Raw genomic sequence first — 26,089 nt, 5'->3', positions numbered from 1 at the left:
GAATCTCCTTAGCGATTGCCTACGGCACCAGCTAAGCTGATCGCCTTAACTCAGTGCTTAACTCAAGGAAGTCGATACCACTGATTTTTAATAGGTTATCGGTTGTGTCAAATCCAATAACTGCCGATACTTAAAATCTTTAGCCAAAGAAGCGATCGCATTTGCTAAGGGTTGGTTTAGCTCACTGATTTGAGCAATCAAAGTCTGTATCAACTCGACATCAAGATTGTAGATGGCTTGGCGGAGGTTAGCAACTAAATTGGTAGGTAAGGCAGCGATTGCCTCTGGAGTCACAATTTCTACCTTAGTTTCAGTAGAGGCGGCAGTGGATTCAGCATACACGAAGCGCACCCCAATATGTTTGTACAGGGCGTCAAAGATGTCAGCCTCTCGGAAGGGTTTGTGGATAAAGTCATCGCAACCGACTCTAAATGCAGTGGTTCGCTCTTTCTCTAAGCTATAAGCACTCACTGCAACAATTGCTGTAGCTTGACCCGTTTGGAATTTGGCTGGGAAATCTTTCCTATTTCTTTCCCAAAATCTGATCTGTTTGGTTGCTTCATACCCATCCATCATAGGCATTCGCATATCCATAAAGATTAAGTGCGGGCAGTATTTTTCCCAAATTTCAATTGCCTCAATACCATTACTAGCTTCCCAAAGTTCAAATCCAAGGGGAGAAAGCAGCTTTGTTAGTAGTTGGCGATTTTCAAGGGCGTCGTCCGCAATCAGAATACGATAGCTCAGTTGATTGGCTTCTAGGGCAAGTACTCGACGGGTTGGTTGTCGGATTTTGATGTCAGCAGTTCCAACCACGCTAAGTTTTATGTCAAACTTGAAGACAGAACCCTTGTCCTCCAAGGAACTAACGGTTATTTCCCCGCCCATCAGTTGCACGAACGAGCGTGCTATAGTCAACCCTAATCCTGTCCCTTCCTGCAATTGTTGACCTGTTTTCGTTTGTACAAAGGGTTGAAAAAGCTTGTCTAAGTCCTCTTTGGCAATGCCAGAACCAGTATCTTCAATTTCAAAGGTAATTGTTGTTTGTTGTACTCTGGGGGAAGCCGCTTGCGCGTCTATGTTGTTCGTTGTTTGTTGTTCGGACTTAGTTTTGACTTTTAGAGATACACTGCCTGCTTCTGTAAACTTAATTGCGTTAGAGAGCAGATTAATTAACACTTGACGCAATTTGACTTCATCGGTGCGTACATATTGGGGAACATCTGGAGTCCAGTTAAACAGCAACTGCAACCCTTTACTATCAGCCTTAAGCCGAAACATACATTGCAAATCGTCTAGGAGATAATAGAGGTTGAAAGGTGTTTCGTTGAGCGTAGCGTGACCTGCTTCGATTTTGGATAAATCTAAGAGTTGGTTAATCAGAGTGAGCAGGTGTTCCCCGCTGCGAGTTATGATACCCAGGTGTTCTTGCTGTTCCGAGGGTAGATCAGGCGAGCGACCCATCAATTGGGAAAAGCCAAGAATCACGTTGAGGGGGGTACGCAGTTCGTGGCTCATATTCGCTAGGAAAGTGCTTTTGGCTTGGTTAGCCGCAGTTGCAGCATCTTCGGCTTGTTTCGCACGGGTAGTTTCCCGCTCTAGTGCCAGGGTACGCTCCTTGACTTTTTGTTCCAGCGTCCGTGCATAATCTTCCAATTGCTTATGGGAGAGTTTCAGGTTTCGAGCGAGTATGTAGCCGTTACTGATAGTGGCAGCCCCAACCAGAGCTATTAGTGGGGAAATCGCAATCAGCCACCAGCCTGCCAAAAACAGCAGGTACGCGCTGCCCAAAAGAGTAATCCCGAAAAACAAGACGGCAATAACTGTCCGCCGAAGAGATGTCGATGTCCAGCCTAATATTGCCCCAATCCCCGACCAAACTAAAATCCATAAGCCTTCTAACGGCTCAGAAGTAACTTGGAGTAAAGGTCGCCCGTCTAGTGCTGCACTCAACAGTTGGCTAGTCAAATGGGCATGAATCTCAACGCCAGCCGGTGCAGTACCCAGGGTCGTACTATAGGAGGTGTAAAAGCGATCGTTGACACTCTCTGCCGTTGCACCAATCAAGACAATGCGATCGCGTACTAAATTCGCTGGTATCTGACCCTCTAAAACAGCAGTCATCGAGATAGTACGGAAGCCATGCTGTAGTCTGCGAAAATTTGACAATATCTGATACCCCCCGACATCAGCACGGATATAGCCCCCGTCATTTGCTTTCAAGGGAGTAAATACGGCTCGACCCAATCTAAACTGGCTCTTGCTAGCGTCAACTTCTTGGGGAGTAATGCCTTCAGTTGCAAGGTAAGCAAAAGCCAGCTTTGCCCCCAGAGTTAATATTGGTTGATTGTCCTGGGTTCTTAGATACAGCAAACTGCGACGGAGCTTGCCATCAGCATCCAATACCATATCGCTTGCGCTAACTTGACTAAGCTGGAGCAGCGTTGGTGGTGCTTCAACAGCATTACTGTCAGCTTTTTTTACCACTTTCTTAATACCAATCAAGTTGGGTGTAGAGGCAAAAACCTTAACCAATTCCTGATGACCAGGTTCTACTGGTAAATTTCGATAGAGATCTAGACCAATTGCTCTCGGATTCTGTTGTTTGAGTCTTAAGAGCAAGCGAGCCATTACAGCATCTGACATCGGCCACTGTCCCAATTTCTTAATGTCTGACTCATCAATCGTGACAATAACAATTCGAGGGTCAGCAGGCTCTAGAGGACGCAGGCGAAAAAATTGATCAAGTGCCACTAACTCCAATAGTTGTAGTGATCCTGCCAAACGTAGAGCAACTAATACTCCAGCTACACTAGGAGCCGTTATCAATACCCCACGCCATTGCCAGATTCGCTGTTTCAGCGTTGTCCACATATATTGCCAAATCTTTATGACTTTTAAAGGACTCTTTGGGCACCTCCTTGTCCCCTTCCTCGATTGACAGACTACTATTTTTTAAGGGGCTGTGCAGCTATAGAATTCAGTCCGTCTGAGTTGAGCAATTCTTTCCACGCTGCACTGACGCTCGGATCGTCGGGTTGGGAGCGTTGTAGCTCAAACAGGGTGAAGACTGCTTCGTACCAAATATCAGCAGTTCTATATAGAGAAACACGCTCTTTGGGTGCTGCCTTCTCGATTTGATTCATTAGGGCTGGATCGAGTTCAGTTCGTCGAATTCTGCCACGAACAAATTGGTCTTGTAGTCGGTTTTTAGGGTCACAAATCATGGCAACCGACCACGTATAATTCTTACCAATCTCCAAGAGCGGTGCATTAGGCGGTAGGCTGAAGCTGACAATCCCAGGAGTATTAGTTAGAGCAAAGGTCGTCTGGTAAATACCCTGATTGTTTTGATCGAATAGACTAAATTCTGCGGTTTGGGCAGTAGTTTGTGGAACATAGACTAGAAATGTCGGACGCTCTGCTACCGTTAACCCCGGCTCAGTAACTGGGCTTAAGGTGGTGAGAGGTGGCTCTAAAGTTATTGCATCTTGGGGGCATCTGCCTCCGTCTCGCGTACCCCCCCCCGTCGTCTCGTCAGGATTATTTGGCGGTGGTGGTGGTAATTGAGCGTTGATTTGCCTCTGATTATGGCTGTTATAGTTTGAGATTTTGGGGTGTGATCGGGTTTTGCCCGGTAGCGAAGCTAATCGCGTCTGTATCCTTGCTAAGACACTAGGAGCAATAACAAGTTCTAAAGTCAGGGCAACCCAAAGGGATGCAAGAGGCAACAGGAATTTTATCCGAACCATGAGTGAGCTCTCCCCTATCCCCTAATTACAAACTCCTAGACAAAACTAGGAGGTGCAGCGGCTACTTTTGTTTCTTGCTACTAGCTTCAAGATTCGGTAGGTGCGTCATACATCATAACAATCATCAAAGCCAATTTCCCAAGAGAATGAAAGGTGCCCAATAATAAGGATGCTCGTATTGGGGCTGTTTCAATAGTGCTAGCTGAGCTCTACGAACAGCTTGGGCTTTGGTCACTCCTGGCTGACCTAGCTCTCGGTAAAACTCTACCATGAGGGACGCAGTGGAGCGGTCATTCACTGACCATAACGTTGCGAGGGTACTGCGTGCTCCAGAGCGTACAGCTAATCCAGCTAGTCCCAAAGCTGCCCGTCGATCGCCAGTTGCCGTCTGGCAGGCACTTAGAACCAGTAATTCAATTGGGTTTAGATCGCCTTGTTCTCTAGATCGGAGCAAGGTGTCCAATTGTTTGACATTGATGCGATCGTCCCAAGTAAGAATAAATGTATCTTCAGCCTTGGAACTAAACCGACCGTGGGTTGCCAGGTGAATTACGGGAAATGGCACTGAATTGAGCTGACTTTGGAGGGTTGTGCTGGTAAACGTTTGATCCAGAAGTACTTGAGCGGGTATCTGAGACTCGATCTGATTAACTTCAAGTGCTACAGATGGTAAAGCTGAAAAGCCTTGACGTGCTTTGCTCAGTCCGCCCAATAATCCTTTAAGCTGTTGGCGTTCTAATGGTTGGGGCTGGAGCAATTGTAGACCTGGAGCGAGAGCAATGCTGTACTTCTCTATTAGATACTTTTGACCGTCGTAGAGAGCTGCCATTGGCAGGTTTCGTAAGGAGCCATCCAGCACAAATACCAGGGTTGTGATGCCACTTGCGGCTAGCTTATCTTCCGCTGATCGCAGTAGCAAGTCATACACTTGTTTAGCAATGGGCAAACGCTCTTGTGTAAAGGACGTGGGTCTTAGGGATTGTTGCATCTGGTCTAAGATGCGCTCTACTTCACTCTGTGGTAAAGAAGTTTCGTAGTAGCTCAAGGGTTGGTTGGGAAAGGAAAGGATAACGGCTAATCGATTTGGCAGAATAATCGGGTAGATGATCGCCGTCTGAGGATTAATTTGGTCAACCTGTACGGGTTGAGCCGTCAAACAGGCTTCCTGAAAGAAGTTGTCCAGTTCTGCCAATTGTAGGGATTCAATGACTTCACGAGCTTGTTTAAGGTTTTGCTGACTGGGTTCACCTCCTTGGGGGGATTGTAGAAGCAGTTCAACTAACTCTCTGTAAATGGGTTCCACACTCTCCCGGAAGGAGAACTGCATATCGGTATGGATGCTTACTAAATCATTGCGTAGGTAGCTGAGGGTGTTGACAGCTTCCGTGTAAGCTGCGATCGCTGCTTTGTGTTTGCGGGAAGAACCTACCGCCTCTGACTTCGAGTCATCAATGTCTCCCTGAGCTTTCAATACCCGTCCTAAATGCCACTGCCACTGGTAGGCAATGTCTGGTGCATTAATAGTCTGAGCTAGGATTAACGCTTTTTGAGTTAGCTCTTGAGCGTTGTCCCACTGCCGAGTCTGTTCGTACAAAGTACCAAGAGTGCCAAGAGCGTAAGATTCTGTCCGGGCATCGTTCAAACTTCTCGCTTGCTGGAGGGCATTCGCTAACAGTCGAGCAGAGGCGAGTATAAATTCAGATTCTCCCCCTGCTCCGTCTCTCCCTATCTTCATCAAGCTCTGGGCAATGTCAATTTGGGTATAAACAGCTAAACGACTGGGAGGTAGTTCAGCAAGTTGGGGTTGGATTTGAGTCCATAGGGTTTGAGCCTCTGCCCATCGCTCTGCCTGGATTAAGAGGTTTAGTTGAATGACTTGAGCTTGAATTTTGATGGTAGCCAAGGGAGCAATTTCTGCTGCTTGACGATAAAACTTCAGGGCTGTGTCAGTCTCCCCCTGAGCGCGAACGGTGTTGCCCAAGCTCATAAGGATGCCACTAATATCTGAAGCTGATTCATCTAAGGATGAGTGCGACTCTTCGCGCAATCGTTCAGCAATTGCTAAACTTTGCTGCAAGACAATGCGGGTTCGATCTAGATCGCCGACAAGACGTAGGGTATTGCCAAGGTTACGCAATCCAGCTACTTTAAGCGCCGAATCGGGTTGCTTTTGGAGAGTCTGTTCCACCTGCTCCAAGATGATGGTGGCTCGTCTGTATAACCCCAGTGCTTGCAAGACTCTAGCTTGGTTAATTTGGCTACCGAGTATCCCGACTTCATCACCCGCTTTCTTGTAGGCGGCTTCAGCTCGTTGCCAGGTAGCAAGAGCATCGGACTCTTGACCTTGAGTTAATTGCAAATTCCCGTGAGTGTTGAGGACTTGGGCGAGAATGAGTTGATGCTCGCTTGTTTGTTGTTTGTTGTTTGCCAGAAGTCGCAGACTCTGGGTTATGGCTTCGGTTGCTTCAGTCCATTGTCCGAGCTGCTCGAAGGCAGACGTGAGAAAGCTTAAGGTTAGAGCTTGGTTCAGTACATCCCTTTGAGCTTCAAACATCGCTGCTCCCTTTTGCCAAGCCGTTACTGCTTCTGAGAATTGTCCGGCTTGGTAGAGTTCTTTGCCCTGTTGAATTCGGTCAGATAGGTTAGGAGCTAGGAGTCGGGGGCTAGGGGAGTTAGATTCAGATTGTTTAGCAGTCAAACTAAGCCCCGCATGGAATTCGCGGCTATACAAACCAAGTCCGTCTGCGCGGACTACACTACCAACTTGGCGATTTGACGACGCTGACGCAATTGTGGTGTGCAGGCTGACCATTGCGATCGCTCCTACCAGAGCTAATAAGATGAACACAAACCATCCTTGCTTCTGGAACGGGCTACGCTTCAAGAAGAACTTTGCCTGACGGACTGGCTTAAACATAGGAAGTTTACCAAAATTTTTGGAGTGTCAAGACCCATCGCAATTAACTGGCTCTCCCCAGCGATTGGGGGAGGTCACATTAGGGACACTTGCCGTGAGGATAACCTTACCATCAGGTTCAATTACCCACCCAGTCGCTTCTACTAGCGCTGATTTAGTGCTCGGTAGGTTAGCTGAAGGCGGTAAGGTTCCATTCCCAGCCGCGTTTGGCTGACGGCTAACTCCATCCGGAGTACGCCAGTCTCGCCAACGTGGGTCATCGCCCAAGGCTTGTTGAGGGGTAGGTGGCAAACCCCCACGACCCGTGACTACGAAAGAACTGCCTTGAACACCTCGACAGCCAGTAGAGATCGCACCTGTTGCATCGACTACCTCTGTCGGCAATTCGGCTAGCCCTCTTGAGGGGTCAATCCCTGGCGTGAGCAGGTTTACTGTGCCACTAAACTCTGAAGTGACTCCGGTGGCGGTGATGTCGCTCAAGGGAGTCAGTTGCTCTTGAAACTCGATGCCAAAGATGCCATCCGCTCTCACGGTTACATTACCGCCCCGGAAGTTAGCGGAATTAGCGCTGATGTCACTATTTTCCTTCGGCGCGGCAACCAAATTGTCTGTATCGATGTTGATGTCGCCACCGAGAATGTTGCTACCAGTCGCGTTGGTCGTGATGCTACTGCCATTTCGCAAGAGTATCAGGGACGAGCGCAAATTGATATCTCCCCCACCTCCAGAAGTGTCTGCCCGAATTTTGCCCCCGTTGTCGAGATAGATTTGATTAGCATCCACGAACAAGGAACCAGCACTGCCTGCGCCGGAACTGCTGACTGTCACTTGTGCCTGGTTTTGAATGTTTAGGGTTCCAGTTTGTAGATTTAAGTTTCCACCCGTACCACTGCCACCCGTCTCGGCGGCAATAATCGAACCATTTCCTGTGAGAGTAATGGACTCAGGAGCGGTAAGGGTCAATTGTCCCCCATTACCACTGCTAGAGGTGGAGGCAGAGATTTGTGCCCCGTCTTGCAGGTTCACCCGCACACTTTGCCCGTTGCTGCGAGGTTGAATGGTGAGGTTGCCGGCATTGGCAGAAGTAGTGGTTTGAGCGAATAGCCCACTGGCAGCACTAGAGAGTTGGATATCTGAAGCACTGACCGTGATGTCTCCCGCCCGTTCGCTCCCAGCGGTGCTGGTAATCATTCGGGCACCCTCTTGAACGATTAACCGCCCAGTCGCAATTTGGATATCCCCTCCGCGCCCTACTGAGTTAGGCTCGGTATTGGCAAATAAACCGCTAGCAGAACCTGTTTCACTGATGGCGTTGGCAACATATGGCTCGACGGGATTGGGAAATTTGGCAAGGCGAGCGGTGTAATTAGGGTCGCTCCCTGCGATTGTGATCTGCTCTCCTGCATTAACCGTGATATTCCCAGCCCGTCCCTGCCCGAAGGTGGTGGTAATCAGTTGTCCGCCGTTGACTGCCTCAAAGGTGCGGACGGCATTGACGGTGATATCTCCCCCCTGCCCATCGCCTCGGCTACGGGCACTCAAGGTGGCTCCGTCTGCAATCCGAAAGGTCTGAGTATGAATGGTAATATCGCCTGCATTGCCAGCAGTATCGCTACTGGTAAACAAACCACTGGGCAAGCCACTGGTTGGAACGCTGCCAGAGATATCAACCACATCTGCCCTGATGTCGATATTACCTGCGTCTCCTTGTCCTTGCGTACTGGCTTTGATGAGACCGCCATCTTGTAGCACTAAAGACCCCGCTCTGATGCGAAGGTTTGCCCCAGATCCAACTCCGTCTGGCTGCACTCCCAAGGTTATCCTGGCGGATTCTCCTGTGTCAGCAGTTGTTCCGCCAAGAAGTAAGATGGTGCCGCTGATATTTAGATTGATGTCTCCTCCTCGTCCCCGGCCGGCCGGCTCTACATCCCCAATCAGTGCGGCATTTGATCTCAAGATGAGCTGTTGGGCTTGAATGTTAATGCCACCAGCATTGCCAACGCCTCCAGACAATACAATGCTGAATATCGCACTGGGCAATACATCAGCATTCTCTCCATCTAGGGAAACCGTATCGCGGGCATTAATATTTACACGACCTATATCTCCCTGTCCAGAAATTCCGGAAGCCAGAGAAGCGCCCCTTGTGAGAGAAAGCGACCCCGTCGTGATGTTGATATCGCCAGCGTTACCGACACCAGTTTCGTACACGCTGTTGAATATAGCAGTGTTGATGCCATCCAAAGAGACAGTATCGCGGGCATTAATATTCACGCTGCCTGTATTTCCCTGTCCACGAGTGGTGGTAAGTAGAAAAGCGCTTCCTGTGAGAGAAAGCGACCCTGTCGTGATGTTGATGTTACCTGCATTGCCCGTACCTCCAACACTCACTTCGTTGTTGATTCCGCTGCCGTCAGCTAGGTTGAGTGCTTCTGTTGCATCGAGCTGAATGTCCCCCGCTTGCGCGCCGGCAAAGCCCAACCCTATGTTGATGCCCGCTCGAAGTAGACTTCCTTGGTTTAGGGTTAAGTTCCCAGCCGTGACGGCAATACTCCCGCTACCCCCCGCACGCACGTCTATAAGAGCGCTGTTACTGAGGGAAACATCTGAGAGTACTACGCCATCGGGAAAACTCAAACCGATATTGTTGCCATCAACATTCAGCCCTACCGTTCCCGACCCGGCGACTCCTCCCAACTCGACTCGACCACCCGGAGCCTGCAAATTTTCCCCTTGGATAGTGACATTGCCGCCCACAAGCGCTAAAGTTTTGCCCGGTTGAACCTGAAGACCTTCCCTAGGAGGACTTAGAGTCGGAGTATCGGGTTGAGGATTGAGCGTAATCGTATAAGTGCCGCTGCTAGGGCTGTTAGTCGCAACCCACTCGCTCACTGGTAACCCTGAGCCTGGATCGTTAGGCTCACCCGATGCGCCAAAGATGTAACCCTGTGGACTGCGGGGGTCGTTATCGTAGCTGGAAATGCCTAGGTAATAGGTGCCAGAGGCAGCAGGTATGAAGGGTTCGTTCAAGGGTACCGTAGATTGTAAGGTGTTAGCACTGTCATCGTTACTGGACAAGCCTAATCCACTGCCATCGAACAAGAACAACTGGGTATCCACCGTAGTGCCATCCACCGTACTCGCTGTGAATAGCTGTCCTTGTGTTAGGAACAGTTGGTACAGGTCAACATCGTTGCTATTGTTCAAATTGCCAGAGATAGCGTTAAAGCTTGTTCCATCAGTCGCGCTGTTGACAGCTTGGGCTGTATCGGGTAGCTGACCAGCATCACCAACTTCAGTAAACGGATTATCAGGAGCAGGGGTCTGATTGCTACCCTGCACAACAATATCTCCTTCCGTACCATTGAACTGCAAGCCGATCGGCACACTGATGGTCAGCAGGGGAGGAGCCGAGGGATTTACTGCATTAAACTCTGTACCATCGGCGAACTTGATGCTACTCGCTGTACTTGCAACAAATGAGCCACCAACATCCAATCGGGAATTGAGTCCAAAGATAATCCCATTCGGGTTAATCACAAACAGGTTGGCTGTGCCGTTGGCTTGGATTAATCCATCAATATTAGAAATCGTCCCACCTGTGACTCGCGTTAGGATGTTCTGCACATCTGCGGCATTGTTAAAGAAGGCAGAACCACCCGTCGGCACTGAAAACTCGCTAAAGCTGTGGAACAGATTGCCACCTCGTGTTGCACCTCCGTCAATCTGAAAATTGGGATTGCCTGTGACTTGTGATCGCTCTCCCGTAGGCAGTGTTGTATCTCCAACCACTTGTGCAACACTTTGGTTAGAGCTGAAGAGCGCATAGAAAACACTGCAAACCAAGAGCCATTTTTCTAGATAACACCCTTTCATCTCAAATTCTCCCTGAGGAAGTAGCTAGACTCTACCATTTGACGGATACATAAATCCTTTGGAATTGCTAATCGTTAGCAATATCTGACCTTGTCAGTTGTCCAGGTTTGGTTGTAGTGAAACCCTGAAGGGGTGAAACCTCTAAAGTTTAGCGTCGGACTTTCTATCCGTTTTTTGTCTCTCCCGTATTTAAGCAAATGCCCGCCATAATCGAATCTCTTGCAACTCCCGCACATAGTCCTTCGCCTGCGTGTTGACCAACGTATGACTCCTCAAGTGTTCTATCTGTTGCGTCTCAATCTCGCTACAGCCCTGCTCACCCAATCGCTGGGTGACGTATTCCATTACGACAGGTTGCACCCAGAAGTACTCTCCGTCCTTCTCAATTAACGACCGTATCAATAGGGAATTCATTGCTTCTAGCAGCTTGCGCTTAGAGGCGACTGTGACGATGCCCTTCTCTAACTCAGCAAGGGATACGGGTTCTTGAGTAATCGCCATCCAATACATCACTTCCTGCTCCACCGCAGACAAGCGATCGAACTGCCCCTCCAAGAGTTTGCAGATGTGTTCAAAGACTAGAACTCCCTGCTGTGCATACTTCAATACCTCCGCAATTGTGCTATTGAAAAGCTCTTGGGTTGCTGCTGCCACCAGCTTCAATGCTAGAGGATTGCCGCCATAGTGTTTGCTTAGTAGGCTCCACTCTGCCTCTGAACCAGTAAATTGCCCTTTTTGCTGGAACAACTCTCGTCCTTCTTCGGCTTTGAGTCCCTTCAAGGATAGCGCTCGCACTTTTGACTTCTCACCTTCGAGCAACGCGATCGCGCTGGGCTTTTCCCGCGTCGTCAGCAGTAAGCAACTCTGATGCGGCACTTCCCCAACAGTTTGGAGCAGTTGAGAGTATCCCTCATACCCGTCTCGACACTGCCCTGCCCGTTCGCCACTGCTCAAAATCGTCTCGGCATTGTCTAGGATTAACAGACAGCGCGAGGAGCGCAGGCATTCCATCAACTTGGATAGTCTCCCATCGAGGCTACTAGGTATCACTGGTTCTTCTCCCCGCACCCGTAGCACAAATAACAGTATACTCTCCAGCAACTCCTCCAATGGTAGTGCGTTGCGGAGACTTCGCCACACCACTATCTCAAAGTCGGTCTGAATTTGTAGCGCCAGCTTCACTGCCAGCGTACTTTTGCCAATTCCGCCAATCCCCAGCAGTGCCACTAATCTGCAATGCTCTTCTACGCTCCACTGCCGAAGCTGGAACAATTCCTCCTCTCGCCCATAAAACTCCGACACATCTGCTGCTTCCCCCCAGTCCTGTTGTGGGTTCTCCTGGCGAGTTTGCAACGCCTCAAACGAGGACGTAGGGTGAGTATAGTCACTCTTGCTCAACTCCAGCCCAAAGGCTCGGAAGGCATACTGCAATGACTGCTTGTCTACAGGCTCTGTGCGTCTTAGCACCTTGGTAATGGTGTGCAAAGCCAAACTCGCGCGATCACTTAGGTCTTCAAGAGTGAAGCGGTTTCCATAGTTTTCATCAAACTCGGCTTGAGCTTTGGCAGCTTGGAACTTGTCCCAGCCGTGAAAGGTGAGGATAACCCCCCGACTACGTCTGGATTTAGAGGAGGATTTGGAAGTCGTCGAGCGACGATTTGACGTTTCTAAAGAGAGATTTTCTACAGAGGAAAGAGCATACATATCTTACTGTCCTAATTGATAACGGCTGTAGAGCTAAAAAAATGAGAACTGTGTAGTTTTGAAACAGTAAACAACGATTACTTGAACAATAATTGAGAGCAAATTCATTTTGTGTCTCAAAATTCAGCCATATCTTCAACCATCCCCTTCAAAATTTTCAGGATTTACAACTTAATTCTTCAATTTATTCAACGTGGGTGACTCCTGAAGATCATCCAGGGTACGCTCGATACAACACCCATTTCTGGCTGGCTGATGAGTACTGAAGAAATATCACAACTGATCGGAGTAGCGAACAATCAAATTCTTGCTAAAACGGGTAAGACCTTAGGGGATATCCAAGCGTGCATTCTCGAACAAGCCCTGCAAGGAAGCAAACTCAAGGATATTCGCGTGATTGGGTACGCTGACAGCACCATCCAGAGGGTCTTCTGCCCTGAACTTTGGGAGCTACTGTCAGACGTTACAGGGCAGAAAGTAAGGGTCAATACTGTTCAACTCGTGCTACAGAAACTGCTGAAGGAGTCAAACCCAGACAGTCTAAAGAAAGAAGACACTTCTTCTGCATTTTTAGCTCCTCCTTTATCCTCTCCACCTTCTATAAAGCCTTCAAAACGGGTGCTGAACAACTTACCCGCTCCGAGCTGTACAACCTTCATTGGTCGCAAAGAGGAGGTTGCTCGATTGATGGAACTGCTTTCACCCAACCACGCCGCCCACTTGATCAGTATTGATGGTATCGGTGGTGTAGGGAAAACAACCTTAGCTGTGGAAGCCGCTTATCGTTGCCTGCGTGCTAGTTACGGTGATGGGGCTTTCCTCGGCGTACCCACCTTTGAGGCGATTATCTTTACCTCTGCCAAAGAATCCTACTTGACTCCCTTTGGTGTGTTGAAAAGCCTTGCTCCTCGACGCACGCTCAATGACCTTTTCCGACAGATTGCTCGTACTCTCGACGACTTAGACATCACCGGAGCCAGTTTTGTAGAGCAAGTAGACCTGATTAAAGAATCTCTGTCCCACCAGCACACTCTCATGATTGTGGACAACCTGGAGACGGTCGAAAACCAGCAGGATGTCCTGGCATTTCTGTACGAACTGCCACCTACGGTGAAAACAGTCATCACTACCCGCGAACAAATTATGTTTGTCCCTGTCCGTTTGACCTCATTGCCCCAGCCAGATGCTCTCCACTTGATTCAGTATGAAGCGCAAGAGAAAGGAGTAACCCTGAATCCAGAAGATTCTCTGGCTCTCTACAAAGGAACTGGAGGTGTCCCAGTCGCCATCAGTTATGCCATTGGACAGTTGGCGAATGGCTTCCCAATTGAGGAAGTGCTGGAACGGATGTCTGAAACCACAGGAGATGTTGCTCGCTTCTGCTTTGAGAGTTCAGTGAAACCCCTGCGAGGGCAAGCCGCGCACAAGCTCCTGATGGCACTTGCCCTATTTCCCATCCCTGCATTACGAGAAGCCCTTGTCCAAGTGGCAGTACCAGACGCTGAACCTGATGTCGTCAAGAACGCCTTAGCTAGATTGCGGGGGCTTTCATTGGTAAGGCATGAAGAAAACCGTTATGGTATCTTACCCCTTACCAAAGAGTATGCACTTGCTGAATTGGCTGCTTACCCCGACTTTGAGCGCGAGGCACGGGCTCGCTGGATTGGCTGGTACTTAAACTTTTCCCAAAAGTATAGAGGACAAGATGCCCAGGAATGGCATGCTCAGTTTGAGGGATTAGAAGAGGAATGGTTGAATTTACAAGCTGTCATTGATTTTTGTGTGGTTGAAGGACGCTGTACCGCTCTGCTCGATCTGTGGCGGAACACAAAGGCATACACTCATATCATGGGTAGCCGGAAAAGTCGCTTAGGGCATTGGGACGATCGCTTGATTTGGACGGCATCGCTGATTCAAACAGCTCAACAACGAGGCGATTGGTCAATCCTTGCAGAGATTGTAGTGGATCGAGGCGAGACGCTCACGGCAATGGGAAAACCCGCTCAGTTGGAAGAAGCCGATTCGCTGTTCATGAAAGCTTGGGAGCTACGGCAGTATCAAGATCGATGCTTTGAGTTGAATTTGTCTAAACATCTGGCGATTCTCCGGATTCAACAACAACGATTTGACGAGGCTCAGTCGTGGCTCAACCAAACATTGGAGTTCTTAACGAACATTGAACTACCAGAGGAACAACGACTGCGATGGTTGACACAAATCTGTTACTACCAAGCCGAGATTTGCTTTAAGCAAGAAGCCTACAAGCAAGCCAAACTACTGTTTGCAGAAGCACTTAACTATGCTCAAACAATTGATTGGCGGCGAGCCATCTTTTCTATTCAAAATTGGTTGGCTGACATTGCAATCGTGCAAGGAGAACTGGAGAATGCCCACAAACTCCTGACGGAAGGATTATATGTTGCCCAAGTCAACCAAGATAAGGTTCGCATTGCATTCTGTCAACATTCATTAGCGAGTCTAGCCAGAGCGCACGGAAATCTGGCTGAGGCGCGGCAGTGGGCAATTGAAGCGTTTAACAATTTTGAGGTTTTAGGAATGCTACCAGAAGCAGAAGAGGCACGCACCTTAGTCCTCACTTTCGATACAGATCTCTCAAGAGGTAGTTAACAGCCTGGAATAATATAAATTCATCTATTTAGTTTTAGTTTTATCTTTGCTTTCGCCGCTTTTTCGGTCTTCAGCTAATCTTTTTGCGTCTTCAGTATTTGAATCTTTGTCATAATTTTTCTCCTTGTGTTGTATTGTTGGTATTGATTTAGTTTTTCTTCTCTGTCGCCAGCCAAGCGCGTAGAACTTCCGCAACTGACCAAGCTTGGGCAATGCAACCTTTAGGTTCCATTGGTACATCCCCATCGAAAATTTCACTGATAGTTCCTAACCCTGCGGCGCGTAAGTGATGCTTCATCGGCTTAAGAAACTCGCGGGCTTTTACTGGATCATTGAAGACACGCAAGTGAGCTAAGACAAACGGACCAATCAGCCATCCCCAGACTGTTCCCTGGTGATACGCTTCGTCGCGGTACTGCTGTGCTCCACCGTAATGACCTTTATATTGCTGCTTATCGTCAGGAGTGAGGCTGCGTAGACCATGAGAGGTGAGAAGGACTCGCCCACAAATCTCAACTACACTCCGCTGTTGCTCTGGTGTAAGCGGGCTTTCTGGTAAAGATACAGCAAACAACTGGTTGGGTCGCAGGGAGTCGTCGTTACCATTAGGGCCGTCCAGAACATCGAAGCAATAACCTCCATCACCCTTAGTCTGATGCCAGAAACGATTGAACCCCTTTAATGTTGCCTCAGCCATCACACCGTACTCTTCATGAGACTTTCCTAAGTGTTGAGCGAACTTCGACATTGTCCGCAAGGCGTTATACCAAAGGGCATTGATTTCTATCGGTTTGCCAATACGAGGGGTAAATACGCTGCCACTATATTTGGCATCCATCCAGGTGAGTTGCCAACCTTCCTGTCCACCATAAAGCAACCCATCGTTTGGATCGAGTTTGATGTTGTAGCGTGTTCCTTGACGGTGCCAATCAATAATGTCTACCAAGACAGGAAACAGTTCACCCAACAGCTTATCATCCCCCGTGACAGCATGGTAGGTGCGAATGGCTTCAAAGTACCAAAGCGTGGCATCAATGGTGTTGTATTGATCTTCTTTGGGGGGTGAGCCATCACCAGGAAAAACATTGGGCAACATCCCTCGATCAACATATTTACTGAAGGTGCGAAGAATGGAGCCTGCTATTTCTGGACGACCAGTAGCAAGAGTTAGACCGGGTAGGCTAATCATGGTGTCACGACCCCAATCCGTAAACCAGTGGTATCCAGCGATAACGGTTTTTCCATTTGGGTCACCAGGCAGTGGGCGGTTAACAATGAACTGGTCAGCCGCGAGTATTAAGTGTTGTACCCAATCAGGAACCGCAGGAGCGTCTGCGGGTTGGGTTGCTTGCCAGATTTTTATCAACTGTTGCTCGTAGGCACGGCGGAAATCTAAGGCGGCTGCGCCATTCAAATCTGGATTAGTTTGTGTGCTGGCAGCAAAGGTGAGGGACTTTCCAACCTCAAGGGTAGTCTCAAAGAGTGCGGCGTATAGATTATCGTCGAGAGAACCATCTCCGCGCTCACGTTCTGTGGCTAATTCATAGTTGCGGTACCACTCGTGTTGAGGTGAAGCTTTAGCACTATCAGTTAACAGGTAGAACGGCACAGCTCCAGAATAAGCGGTCACGCAGATTCCCTGTGGGACAGGTTCCACGTTCATTCGCCAACCTCCTGCCTGTGTTCTATCGGCCCACGGGCGATAGTTGACAAGTGCTTTGAGTGAAATATTCAGCGATTGAGTTGCCCGTCGTAGGTGGTAGTGAATGTATGTTGTGTTGGCTCTTGGCTGCATCCATAAGCGTTTCTCCAAGAGTGCATCCCCACATGCAAACGTCCACACAGGTATTGTTCCTTCTAGGTGGAAGCTTTCGATGTGCCAGTAGCCCTGTGACTCGACAAGACCGCCTTGCCAACGGTTTGTTCCCAGCCGATACTCGCCAGTATCATACCCCACGAACTCGTCAATCTTTGTGAGCAGTAATTTGCGATCTAGAGGTGGCTTGAGTGCTGCTATCAGTAATCCGTGATAACCTCGTGTCAGTAGACCTGCAACTGTACCAGAGGCATAACCGCCGATACCATTGGTTACTAACCACTCCCGTGCTTCTGCTGAATTAAGATTGCCACAGATTTCACGTCCAAAGTCAATAATCATGAGAGTTTACTGAGTAAAGGTAATGAATAGAGGCTGGCTTTTTGACTAGTGCATCTTGGCAGAAGTAACTGACTTTGGTAGTGCTAAAAACTCCTCTAACCATTGCGTGCTTACCCTGGTTAAAGAGCATTGAGTACTCATGATTTTTAATTGAATGCTAGGAGTATGTCACACGCAGCAGGGGTTGAATAACCCATCGCACCTCGACCAAACGTTTTTTCAAACAGTTGTTTCGTGCGCTCGAACGCCTCAAGCCATTCTGCGCGATCGCCTCGCGTTCCCAGTCCCGCAGAGTGATGTACACAGCCACCAAATAGAGTTTGGCAATCGTCCTGATATTGTTGATCGGTGGCAATATGAGCGTGCAGGACTGCATCAATTTCTTCGGTGGGTACCAGTCGCATACCCGGATATTGCCGTGCTAGAAATAGAAACAAACCGTACTGCCAGATAGCACGCGCTGCTTGCGTTCGAGTGAAGTCTCGACCCTCGTCAGAGTTGAGCAGGTGATGACGGATGGTTTGCCAATCGAGGGTTTGAAGCTTCTTTAGGAAACTATAGTTTACAGCCAATTGTTTGTAACTCATCATCGGTCATATCCTCTTGAACGGTGATTCGGTAATCTTGCGGTGTCCAGTTACATCTGCTCAGCTAGTCTGCATTTAACTTGTATGCGAGCAACAGCTCAAATACTGAGCCATCCTGAGGTTTCATTTTTTGACTTTTGGGGCGCGAGGCTGGGAGGAGACCTCCCAGCTTAAGTAGCGCTCTGACTTTTGACTTATTTAGGAGTTCTCTATTCTGGCGATCGCAGCCAATAAGCTCTCAACGTTCCAGGCATCGTTGTAACGAATACCGTTGATGAATAACGTTGGAGTAGTGGTGATACCGTTACGTAAGCCACTTTCAACGTCTTCGGTAACGCGATCGACATAAACGTGCCTCCACATAGCTTGCAGGAACTGGGTTATATCGAGTCCTAGATCGTTGGCATACTCAACGAGATAACCGTTATCCAATGCCTGCTGATGCTCAAACAGCGTGTCGTGCATCTGCCAAAACTGACCTTGCGCGGCTGCGGCTTCAGCAGCTTCCGCTGCTTTTTGAGCCTGGGGATGGATCGACACCTGGGGAAAGTGACGGAAGACTAAGCCTAGACGATTGCCGAGTTGTTGCTGAATTGCTTTGATGATCCTGTGAGACTCGCCGCAATCAGGAGACTGGTAGTCGCCGTACTTTACTAGTACTACTGGGGCGTCGAGCGATCCTTGGATGCGATCAAGTTCTGAGGGAGGGACAGATAGCTTATTACGTCCATTTGCCTGACTCATTGAAGTAAAAATGATTCACCACAACGACGAGAAATTGTCATAAAACCTCCTACTTAATTCAGCCTAGTACAGCATGGCGGAAATGAGTGACCAGTTAACAACAGAGCCAAAAGTAAAAAGTACAAGCTTTTGACCTTCTGCCTTCTGCCCCCTGCCTTTTGCCTTCTTGCACTAGGTATCACTTTAGAGAAGTTGCCTGTCGTTGTCGCCAGATTGAAGTTAGTTGTTTTACCCGTAAAAATGGTCGGCATCGAGTCAACTCTGGGATGAAGGAATGACTCTAACTTGCGGATAGGTATTAGGTAATACTCTTGGTCTACCGCAGTAGTCTTTTCTATGAAGTCTATTGGGATATGCGCTCTGAACGTTAATACTATAAGAGCTACAGCGTTTTCTAGGCTAGTGAGGTACAATAACAGCAATGAGTGAACCAGCCTTTTAGATCTTCTAAAGATACTTGAGAGAAGGCTTTTTCAATTGCTTTTACTAAGTCGGGATAAGTGCGGGCACCGATTGAACAGAGTGTATTTTTAATTTTTGAAAAACAGTTTTCTATCGGTGAGAAGTCCGGTGAATAGGGAGGTAAGTAGCTCAAGATTGCTCCGGCTGCAACAAGATAGAGCTTTAATTTCTTTACCCTTGTGGATGGAACAGTTATCCATAATGACACAGGCACCCTTCCAAAGCTTTGGGACAAGTCTTTGAGAGATAAAAGCTTCAAATGTTAGCCCATCTGTTGTACCGACGAGCTGACAATGCGTCATCACTTCCTTATATATTAATGGCACTAATGATAGAAACACGTTGACCTCGTTTACTCGGACGTTTACCGCGTGCTCTTGAGCCTCTAGGTGAGCGTGCACGTAAGCGAGTCAAGGACAAATCGACTCCTGTCTCATCAAGGAATACTAGGTTTTGAGCCAATAAGGCTTGCATTATTGAGAAGAATTCACAGCGTTGTATTTGGACTTTTTCAGTTTCTTTCTCCCTCGGATGAAGTGTTTTTTTTTAGAGTCAAGTCTTGCTTCTCTAACATACGAAACATCGTAGACACTCCAACACGAATATTGGTCTCCTGAAGAAGGAGGTCACACAGTTCAGCTAGGGTGGCATCATTATTAGCTGCTACGGTGTTTTTCAGGATATCTAGCTGTGCTGAGTTAAGTTTTGTTGGTGTTTGCTCTAACCGTTGTTTAGGTTCAATACTACCTGTTTCTCGATATTGCTTGAGTATCTTTTGAACGAAGCTAGGGGCAACTCGAAATCTTTGAGCCAGCTTGCGTTGTGATATATTTTCCTCAGCGTAAGTATCGATTATCTTCTGGCGAAAATCCAGCGAGTAGGGTTGCATCCTAATTCACATAGAATTGAATATCAAAATCATAGCATCTGTACCTCACTAGCCTGAAAAAGGCTGTAGAATTTTCTTGAGATTTTATTTGTAAATTATACCGAGTACTTAAGGATGCAACTTGAATGCCGAGCAAGCTGATTTATGACGGTGACCGGTGTTTTAATCCTGAACTGCAAAGCGGGAACGGCTTTGGTATTGTAGGAATGCATGAACGTATCCAGAGCCTTTGCACCAGTTAATAATAGCTACCCAACCCGGACAAGGAATAGAAGTGACAGCTCCGTGTGCCTCTTGCGCTTGATATGCTCTCCAAAACAACTGTTGTAGAAAAAGATGCATCATTAGCCAGAAACAACTGATTCGCATCTTGATTGCAGATCTCGATTGCAAGTTATAGAAATACCAAAGTAGCGATTCTCGGTTGCCAGCAAAACATCGGAAGTTCTCCTTGCCCACTTACAGAGTGATATCTATGATGAACCTGCCTCAGGTTGCTGTCACAGCCAAAATCTACGAAAGCGCTAATTCGCTGGTTTATCGAGGGATACGAGAAGGTGATCGCACCCCAGTCATTCTCAAGGTACTCAAAGAAGATTATCCTACCCCAGCCGAACTTACCCGCTACAAGCAGGAATATGAAATTACGCGATCGCTCAACATAGAAGGAGTCATTAAGGCTTACAGTCAAAAAGATTATCAGCGATCGCTCATGATGCTCTTAGAGGATTTTGGCGGGGAGTCCTTAGCCAAATGGATGCAGGAATCACCCCAAGCGTATTGTCCTGTTCCCTTAGCCCAATTCTTGAGCCTCGCGATCAAGATTACAGAGATTCTGGGGAGGATTCACAGCAGCAATATCATTCATAAAGACATTAACCCAGGCAATATTGTCCTGAATCCAAACACTGGGATAATCAAACTCATCGACTTTGGCATTGCTACCCGCTTAAGTCACACAAATCCTACGTTTAGAAATCCCAATGTCTTAGAAGGTACTCTAGCCTACATATCACCGGAGCAAACCGGAAGGATGAATCGCTTCCTAGATTACCGAACAGACTTTTATTCCCTAGGTGTCACCTTCTACGAACTGCTCACTGGGAAGTTGCCGTTTACGACGACGGATATTCTAGAACTGGTGCATTGTCATATTGCCAAACAGCCTATTGCACCACATGAGGTGAATGCAGACATACCAAAGGTTGTTTCAGACATCATCATGAAGTTGATGGCAAAGAATGCCGAACAGCGCTATCAGAGTGCCTGGGGACTCAAAGCTGATTTGTCCGAATGTTTACGACAGTTAGAAACAACGGGTGAGATTGCCACGTTTGGATTAGGTAATCGAGATATCTCTAACAAGTTTCAAATCCCGCAAAGGCTGTATGGACGGGAAGCGGAAGTTGAGACGTTACTAACTGCATTTGAGCGAATAGCCGCAGGAGAGGCAAAGCAAGCAGAATTGCTGTTGGTTGCAGGCTATTCCGGCATCGGGAAGTCAGTCTTGGTGCAAGAGATTTATAAACCGATTACTGAGAAACGGGGCTATTTTATCTCTGGTAAATTTGACCAGTTTGGGCGCAATATTCCCTACTCGGCTGTCGTCAGCGCCTTTATCGGATTAGTGCGGCAACTCTTGAGCGAACCGGAACACCAACTACAACAATGGGGAGACAAACTTTTAGCCGCGCTGGGAATTAATGGTCAGGTCATAGTTGATGTGATTCCCGAAATAGAACTGATTATTGGCAAGCAGGCACCCGTACCAGAAGTTGGAGCAACTGAGGCTCAAAATCGTTTTAATCTAGTCTTTCAAAAGTTCATCAGGGTGTTCTGTTCACAAGAACATCCCTTAGTTATCTTTCTCGACGATCTACAGTGGGCAGACTTGGCAACCCTAAAGTTGATCGAGTTGATGATGACGGATGCAGATACGCAATACCTGTTTGTGATTGGGGCATATCGAGATAACGAGGTTAACTCATCGCATCCCTTGATGATGACGCTGGAGGGACTAACAAAAGAGGGAGCAACAATCAATCGGATTACGTTAGCATCTCTAAGACCCAAAGCGATCGCACAACTGATTGCCGACACATTGCACAGTGACATCAGTACAGTCAGCCCATTGGCAGAATTAGTGCTGCACAAAACAGGCGGGAATCCCTTCTTCGCCAATGAATTTCTTAAAACGTTGTACATCGAAAACTTAGTGACTTTTGATTTTGAGCATCTCAGTTGGCGATGGGATATCACTCATATTGAAGGCGAGGGCATCACTGATAATGTGGTGGAGTTGATGCTTGGCAAACTGAAAAAGCTGCCTCCAGCGACACAACAGGTTCTACGATTCGCCGCTTGTGTAGGCGCTGATTTTGACTTAAGCACCCTCTCTATCATCTGTGAAAGCTCCCATAGCGCAATTTTCCCAAATCTAGTGGCAGCAGTTCAGTCTGGTCTAGTTGTGCCTACATCTGAGTTAGATGAACAACTATTGGTTCAGGATTATAAATTCCTACATGACCGAGTTCAACAAGCGGCTTATGCATTGATCGATGAATCACAAAAGCAGTTGGTTCATTTACAAATAGGTCGCCTGCTATTGCAAAATACTCCATCAGAGTTGGTATTAGAGGAGATATTTGAAATCGTCGATCATCTCAATCTTGGTATTGAACTTGTCACCTATCAACAAGAACGAGATGAAATTGTCAAATTGAATTTGATGGCAGGTCAGAAAGCTTTGGCAGCAACGGCTTATGAAGCGGCTCTCAAGTATTTCAATGCGGGGCTAAAACTCCTTAGTGCAGAGAGTTGGCAGAGTGAGTATGACTTAACCTTAGCTTTGTACTCAGAAGCAGCAGGGGCAGCGTACCTCAGTGGTCACTTCGGTGAGATGGAGCAATTAGTAGATGTGGTACTAAACCATGCCTCTACAGTGCTTGACAAAGTGAAAGCTTACGATAGCAGAATTCAAGCGTGTTTGTCACAGGGCAATCCCAAAGAGGCACTTCCAATCGGGCTGGAAGTGCTGAAACTCTTGGAAGTAATCGTAGTAGAAACTCCCAGCCAGTTGGATGTTCAAAGAGGATTGGAGGAAACGGCTTCACTATTAGCTGGACGGGAAGTCGAAGACTTGATTGATCTGCCGGAGATGACCGAACCAGAACCGCTGGCAGCAATTTATATCCTGGCGAGTATTGGTGGTGCTGCTTTTATGGTGTCACCAGTATTGATGGTGCTGATTATGTGCAAAATGGTGAATTTATCGCTCAAGGATGGTAATGCGACCTGGTCACCCCTTGGCTATGCCGCCTATGGACTGATTCAGTGTGGAGTAGTGCAAGACATTGAACTTGGTTATAAATTTGGCAAATTGGCTTTAAGTTTGGTGGAGCGATTAAATGACAAGAAAGCTAATGCTAAGGCATTCTTGGTATTGGGTTCTCACGTCATGCACTGGAAAGAACATCTCAGAGAAACACTACCAATTCTGACTGATGGTTATCAAAGTGGAGTGGAAACCGGAGACTTTGAGTTTGCTGCTTATTGTGCATTTAACCTGTGTTATCACTCATACTTTGTCGGTCAGGAACTTACGGAACTGGAACAAAAAACGGCGCTCTACAGTAAGGCTGCCAGTCAAATTAGACGGGAAAACCCCTTTAATTGGCTTGCAGTATTGCGACAGACAATCCTTAACTTGCTAGGTCGGTCTGAAAATCCGAGTCGTTTAATTGGTTGTGTATACAATGAAGAGCAAGCGCTATCGCGTGCTATTGCAGTAAAAGACGGAACTGGAATTCACCACTTTTATCTGAATAAGCTTATCTTATGTTATCTGTTTGGGGAGTATCATCAAGCTGCACAAACGGCTACTAGAGCAGAGCAGTATTTAGATGGGGTAACAGCATTGATTTCTGTACCCCTATTCCATTTCTATGATTCTCTGGTGCTTTTGAGCGTATTGGGTAATGCTTCAAACTCCGAAAAAGAGGCTTTGCTAAATCGCGTTGACATCAACCAAGAGAAGATACAGAAATGGGCGGATCATGCCCCCATGAATTATCTGCACAAATTTTATCTAGTCGAGGCTGAGAAAGCACGAGTTTTAGGGCAAGTTCTGGAAGCCGAGGATTTTTATGAACGAGCCATATCTGGTGCAAGTGACAATGGCTATCTTCAAGAAGAGGCATTAGCCTATGAATTAGCCGCTAAATTTCACCTATTTCGGGATAGGGAAAAGTTTGCCCAAACCTACATGAAAGAGGCGCACTATTGCTATGGACGTTGGGGAGCTTTAGCTAAGGTTGCAGATTTGGAAGCTAGATATCCGCAGTTACTGACTCAATCTCAGACTGTGACTCACACGACAGATACGGATAAGAACAATTCTACAACCACTACTGGCAATAGCTTAGGCTCATCGTTGGATTTAGCAACCGTGATGAAAGCGTCTCAGGCAATTTCTAGCAAAATTGTCCTGGATAAGTTACTGGTATCGTTGATGAAAATTCTCATCGAGAATGCTGGGGCGCAAAAAGGATTTCTGATTTTGGAAACGCAAGGCAGACTTTTGATTGAAGCCTCAGGCACAGTGGAGCAAGATCAGGTTGCGGTATTGCAGTCAATACCTATTGATAGCGGAGATGTTTCTACAGCGATCGCCAATTATGTTGCTCGAACCAAGGAAAGTGTCGTTTTAAATAATGCAAGTAGAGAGGGAAAATTTATCAATGACCCTTACATTCAAGTGCATCAACCCAAATCAATTCTCTGTGCGCCGCTTATCAATCAAGGCAAACTCGTTAGTATCGTATATCTAGAAAATAATCTCACCACAGGAGCCTTTACACCCGCTCGCTTGGAAGTGTTAAAGCTCTTATCCTCCCAAGCTGCAATCTCCATTGATCTTGCTAAACTCTACGCTGAAGTGAGTGCTAACGAAAGTAGGCTAACTCAATTCCTAGAGGCGATGCCAGTGGGTGTGACAATCCTCAATGCCAATGGTAAACATTGCTACGCCAATCTTGTTGCCCAACAGCTTTTCGGTGAAAGCATTGTTCCGTCTGCGACAACAGAGCAGTTATCAGAAGTTTATCAACTCCATCGAGCGGGAACCAATCAACCGTACCCAAAAGAACAAATTCCCCTGCTGCGAGCTTTGCAGGGTGATCGCTCAGCCGTGGATGATATGGAAATTCATCAAGGCAACAAAATTATCCCGATTGAGAGTCGTGGTACTCCAATCTTTGATGAAAACGGTAACATTGCTTATGCGATCGCTGCTTTTACTGACATCACGAAACGCAGGCAAGCGGAAATAGCCAAAAGTACGTTCATAGCACAGATGAGCCACGAATTGCGAACTCCTCTCAACGCCATTCTTGGCTTTGCCCAACTGATGGGTAACTCGTCTTATCTCCCTCCAGAACACCAAGAAAATCTGAACGTTATTGCCCGTAGCGGAGAACACCTGCTCACCTTAATTAACCAAGTCTTAGATTTATCCAAAATTGAAGCAGGACGGATGACGCTCAACGAAGCAAACTTTGACCTCTATCGCCTTCTAAACGACTTAGAAAATTTGTTTCAACTTAAGGCGAACAATAAGGGGTTACACTTGCTCTTTGAGCGGACTGTAGAAGTGCCTCAATATGTCCGTACTGATGAGGTCAAGCTGCGGCAAGTGCTAATTAATCTACTTTCTAATGCCATTAAATTTACAACAGCAGGCAGAGTCTTGGTAAGAGTAATTTCAGTAATGGACAATGGGTCATTGGTAGAGGGTAATGGGCAAGAAAGTACCAATCATCAATTACCAATTACCAATTACCAATTACATTTTGAAATTGAAGATACCGGAGTTGGGATTGTCCCTGAGGAGTTAGACAGCATCTTTAAAGCCTTCGTGCAAGCCAAAGCTGATCGCAAGTTCCAGGAAGGGACGGGTCTAGGGTTAACCATTGCCCGTTCCTTTGTGCAACTGATGGGAGGAGATATCAGTGTCAATTCCCAGGTTGGCAAGGGGACAGTCTTCAAGTTTGATATTGCTGTTAGCAGGATTGAAACTGTTGATATTAATAGCCAACAACTAACCAGCAGAGCGCTTGCCCCAGAACCAAGCCCGCAGAGCGATCGCCTTTCGAGTGCCGATGTCTTGACACCTGCTGCTCTTGCTGCATTGCCCCCTGATTTAGTGGCTAACCTCCACCAAGCCATCCTCGCACTCGATATCGAGCGGATTGAAACCTGCATTACTCAAATCCGGGAACTCAATGCCCCTGTGGCAGGAGCGATCGCACTTTTAACCAAAGGGTTTAAGTACAAGCAGTTATTGGCTTTCATGCAACCCGCAACTGATTAAAT

At 47.4% G+C, this 26,089-nt stretch carries 10 protein-coding genes and 1 pseudogene; 2 read left to right on the top strand and 9 right to left on the bottom strand.

The window, feature by feature from the left end; translation table 11 throughout:
- Positions 1-87: 87 nt before the first annotated feature.
- The 5 genes from H6F98_RS33845 to H6F98_RS31985 all read right to left on the bottom strand — a co-directional run bounded on the left by H6F98_RS33845 (position 88) and on the right by H6F98_RS31985 (position 12,249).
- On the bottom strand, positions 88-2,874 hold the full coding sequence (locus H6F98_RS33845; RefSeq protein WP_242058794.1) for a CHASE2 domain-containing protein: 2,787 nt from the start codon (positions 2,872-2,874) through the stop codon (positions 88-90).
- 74 nt (positions 2,875-2,948) lie between these two features.
- The gene (locus tag H6F98_RS32000) at positions 2,949-3,752 is read right to left on the bottom strand and encodes a DUF928 domain-containing protein (RefSeq protein ID WP_192222783.1); all 804 of its coding nucleotides are present in this window, start codon (positions 3,750-3,752) and stop codon (positions 2,949-2,951) included.
- 124 nt (positions 3,753-3,876) lie between these two features.
- A complete protein-coding gene (locus tag H6F98_RS31995; RefSeq protein ID WP_199349147.1) occupies positions 3,877-6,669 on the bottom strand; it encodes a CHAT domain-containing protein in 2,793 nt (930 codons plus the stop codon).
- A gap of 27 nt (positions 6,670-6,696) precedes the next feature.
- Entirely contained in the window at positions 6,697-10,545 is a 3,849-nt protein-coding gene (locus H6F98_RS31990) for a filamentous hemagglutinin N-terminal domain-containing protein (protein ID WP_192222782.1), read from the bottom strand.
- Positions 10,546-10,734: 189 nt separating this feature from the next.
- Positions 10,735-12,249, bottom strand: coding sequence for an NB-ARC domain-containing protein (locus tag H6F98_RS31985; protein WP_192222781.1), 1,515 nt, complete (start codon positions 12,247-12,249; stop codon positions 10,735-10,737).
- Between the two features lie 255 nt (positions 12,250-12,504).
- Between H6F98_RS31985 and H6F98_RS31980 the strand changes: the two genes are divergently transcribed.
- Complete coding sequence (locus tag H6F98_RS31980; protein WP_192222780.1) at positions 12,505-14,877, top strand: NB-ARC domain-containing protein; 2,373 nt, start codon at positions 12,505-12,507, stop codon at positions 14,875-14,877.
- A gap of 148 nt (positions 14,878-15,025) precedes the next feature.
- Here the strand turns inward: H6F98_RS31980 and H6F98_RS31975 are convergent, their stop codons facing one another.
- From H6F98_RS31975 to H6F98_RS31960, 4 genes and pseudogenes are all read right to left on the bottom strand, one after another.
- Positions 15,026-17,035 carry an amylo-alpha-1,6-glucosidase gene (locus tag H6F98_RS31975; protein ID WP_192222779.1) on the bottom strand — a complete coding sequence of 670 codons (2,010 nt, stop codon included), beginning with the start codon at positions 17,033-17,035 and terminating at the stop codon, positions 15,026-15,028.
- Positions 17,036-17,181: 146 nt separating this feature from the next.
- Positions 17,182-17,625: a hypothetical protein gene (locus tag H6F98_RS31970; protein WP_192222778.1), complete on the bottom strand. Its 444-nt coding sequence runs from the start codon at positions 17,623-17,625 to the stop codon at positions 17,182-17,184.
- Positions 17,626-17,820: 195 nt separating this feature from the next.
- A complete protein-coding gene (locus tag H6F98_RS31965) occupies positions 17,821-18,366 on the bottom strand; it encodes a DsbA family protein (RefSeq protein WP_192222777.1) in 546 nt (181 codons plus the stop codon).
- A gap of 394 nt (positions 18,367-18,760) precedes the next feature.
- A pseudogene (locus H6F98_RS31960) lies at positions 18,761-19,717 on the bottom strand (IS630 family transposase).
- Between the two features lie 475 nt (positions 19,718-20,192).
- Between H6F98_RS31960 and H6F98_RS31955 the strand changes: the two are divergent.
- Positions 20,193-26,087 carry an AAA family ATPase gene (locus H6F98_RS31955; RefSeq protein WP_192222776.1) on the top strand — a complete coding sequence of 1,965 codons (5,895 nt, stop codon included), beginning with the start codon at positions 20,193-20,195 and terminating at the stop codon, positions 26,085-26,087.
- Positions 26,088-26,089: the final 2 nt, after the last annotated feature.

Source organism: Microcoleus sp. FACHB-SPT15, from assembly GCF_014849525.1.
In the GTDB taxonomy this organism is placed as follows: Bacteria; Cyanobacteriota; Cyanobacteriia; order Cyanobacteriales; family Coleofasciculaceae; genus Symplocastrum; species Symplocastrum torsivum.
This window is presented reverse-complemented; position numbering and strand designations above follow the sequence as displayed.

Coding starts and splice junctions, on each gene's coding strand:
- H6F98_RS31990 (WP_192222782.1), bottom strand. CDS start 10,545: ATGAAAGGGTGTTATCTAGAAAAATGGCTCTTGGTTTGCAGTGTTTTC.
- H6F98_RS31985 (WP_192222781.1), bottom strand. CDS start 12,249: ATGTATGCTCTTTCCTCTGTAGAAAATCTCTCTTTAGAAACGTCAAAT.
- H6F98_RS31995 (WP_199349147.1), bottom strand. CDS start 6,669: ATGTTTAAGCCAGTCCGTCAGGCAAAGTTCTTCTTGAAGCGTAGCCCG.
- H6F98_RS31955 (WP_192222776.1), top strand. CDS start 20,193: ATGATGAACCTGCCTCAGGTTGCTGTCACAGCCAAAATCTACGAAAGC.
- H6F98_RS31980 (WP_192222780.1), top strand. CDS start 12,505: ATGAGTACTGAAGAAATATCACAACTGATCGGAGTAGCGAACAATCAA.
- H6F98_RS32000 (WP_192222783.1), bottom strand. CDS start 3,752: ATGGTTCGGATAAAATTCCTGTTGCCTCTTGCATCCCTTTGGGTTGCC.
- H6F98_RS31975 (WP_192222779.1), bottom strand. CDS start 17,035: ATGATTATTGACTTTGGACGTGAAATCTGTGGCAATCTTAATTCAGCA.
- H6F98_RS33845 (WP_242058794.1), bottom strand. CDS start 2,874: ATGTGGACAACGCTGAAACAGCGAATCTGGCAATGGCGTGGGGTATTG.
- H6F98_RS31970 (WP_192222778.1), bottom strand. CDS start 17,625: ATGATGAGTTACAAACAATTGGCTGTAAACTATAGTTTCCTAAAGAAG.
- H6F98_RS31965 (WP_192222777.1), bottom strand. CDS start 18,366: ATGAGTCAGGCAAATGGACGTAATAAGCTATCTGTCCCTCCCTCAGAA.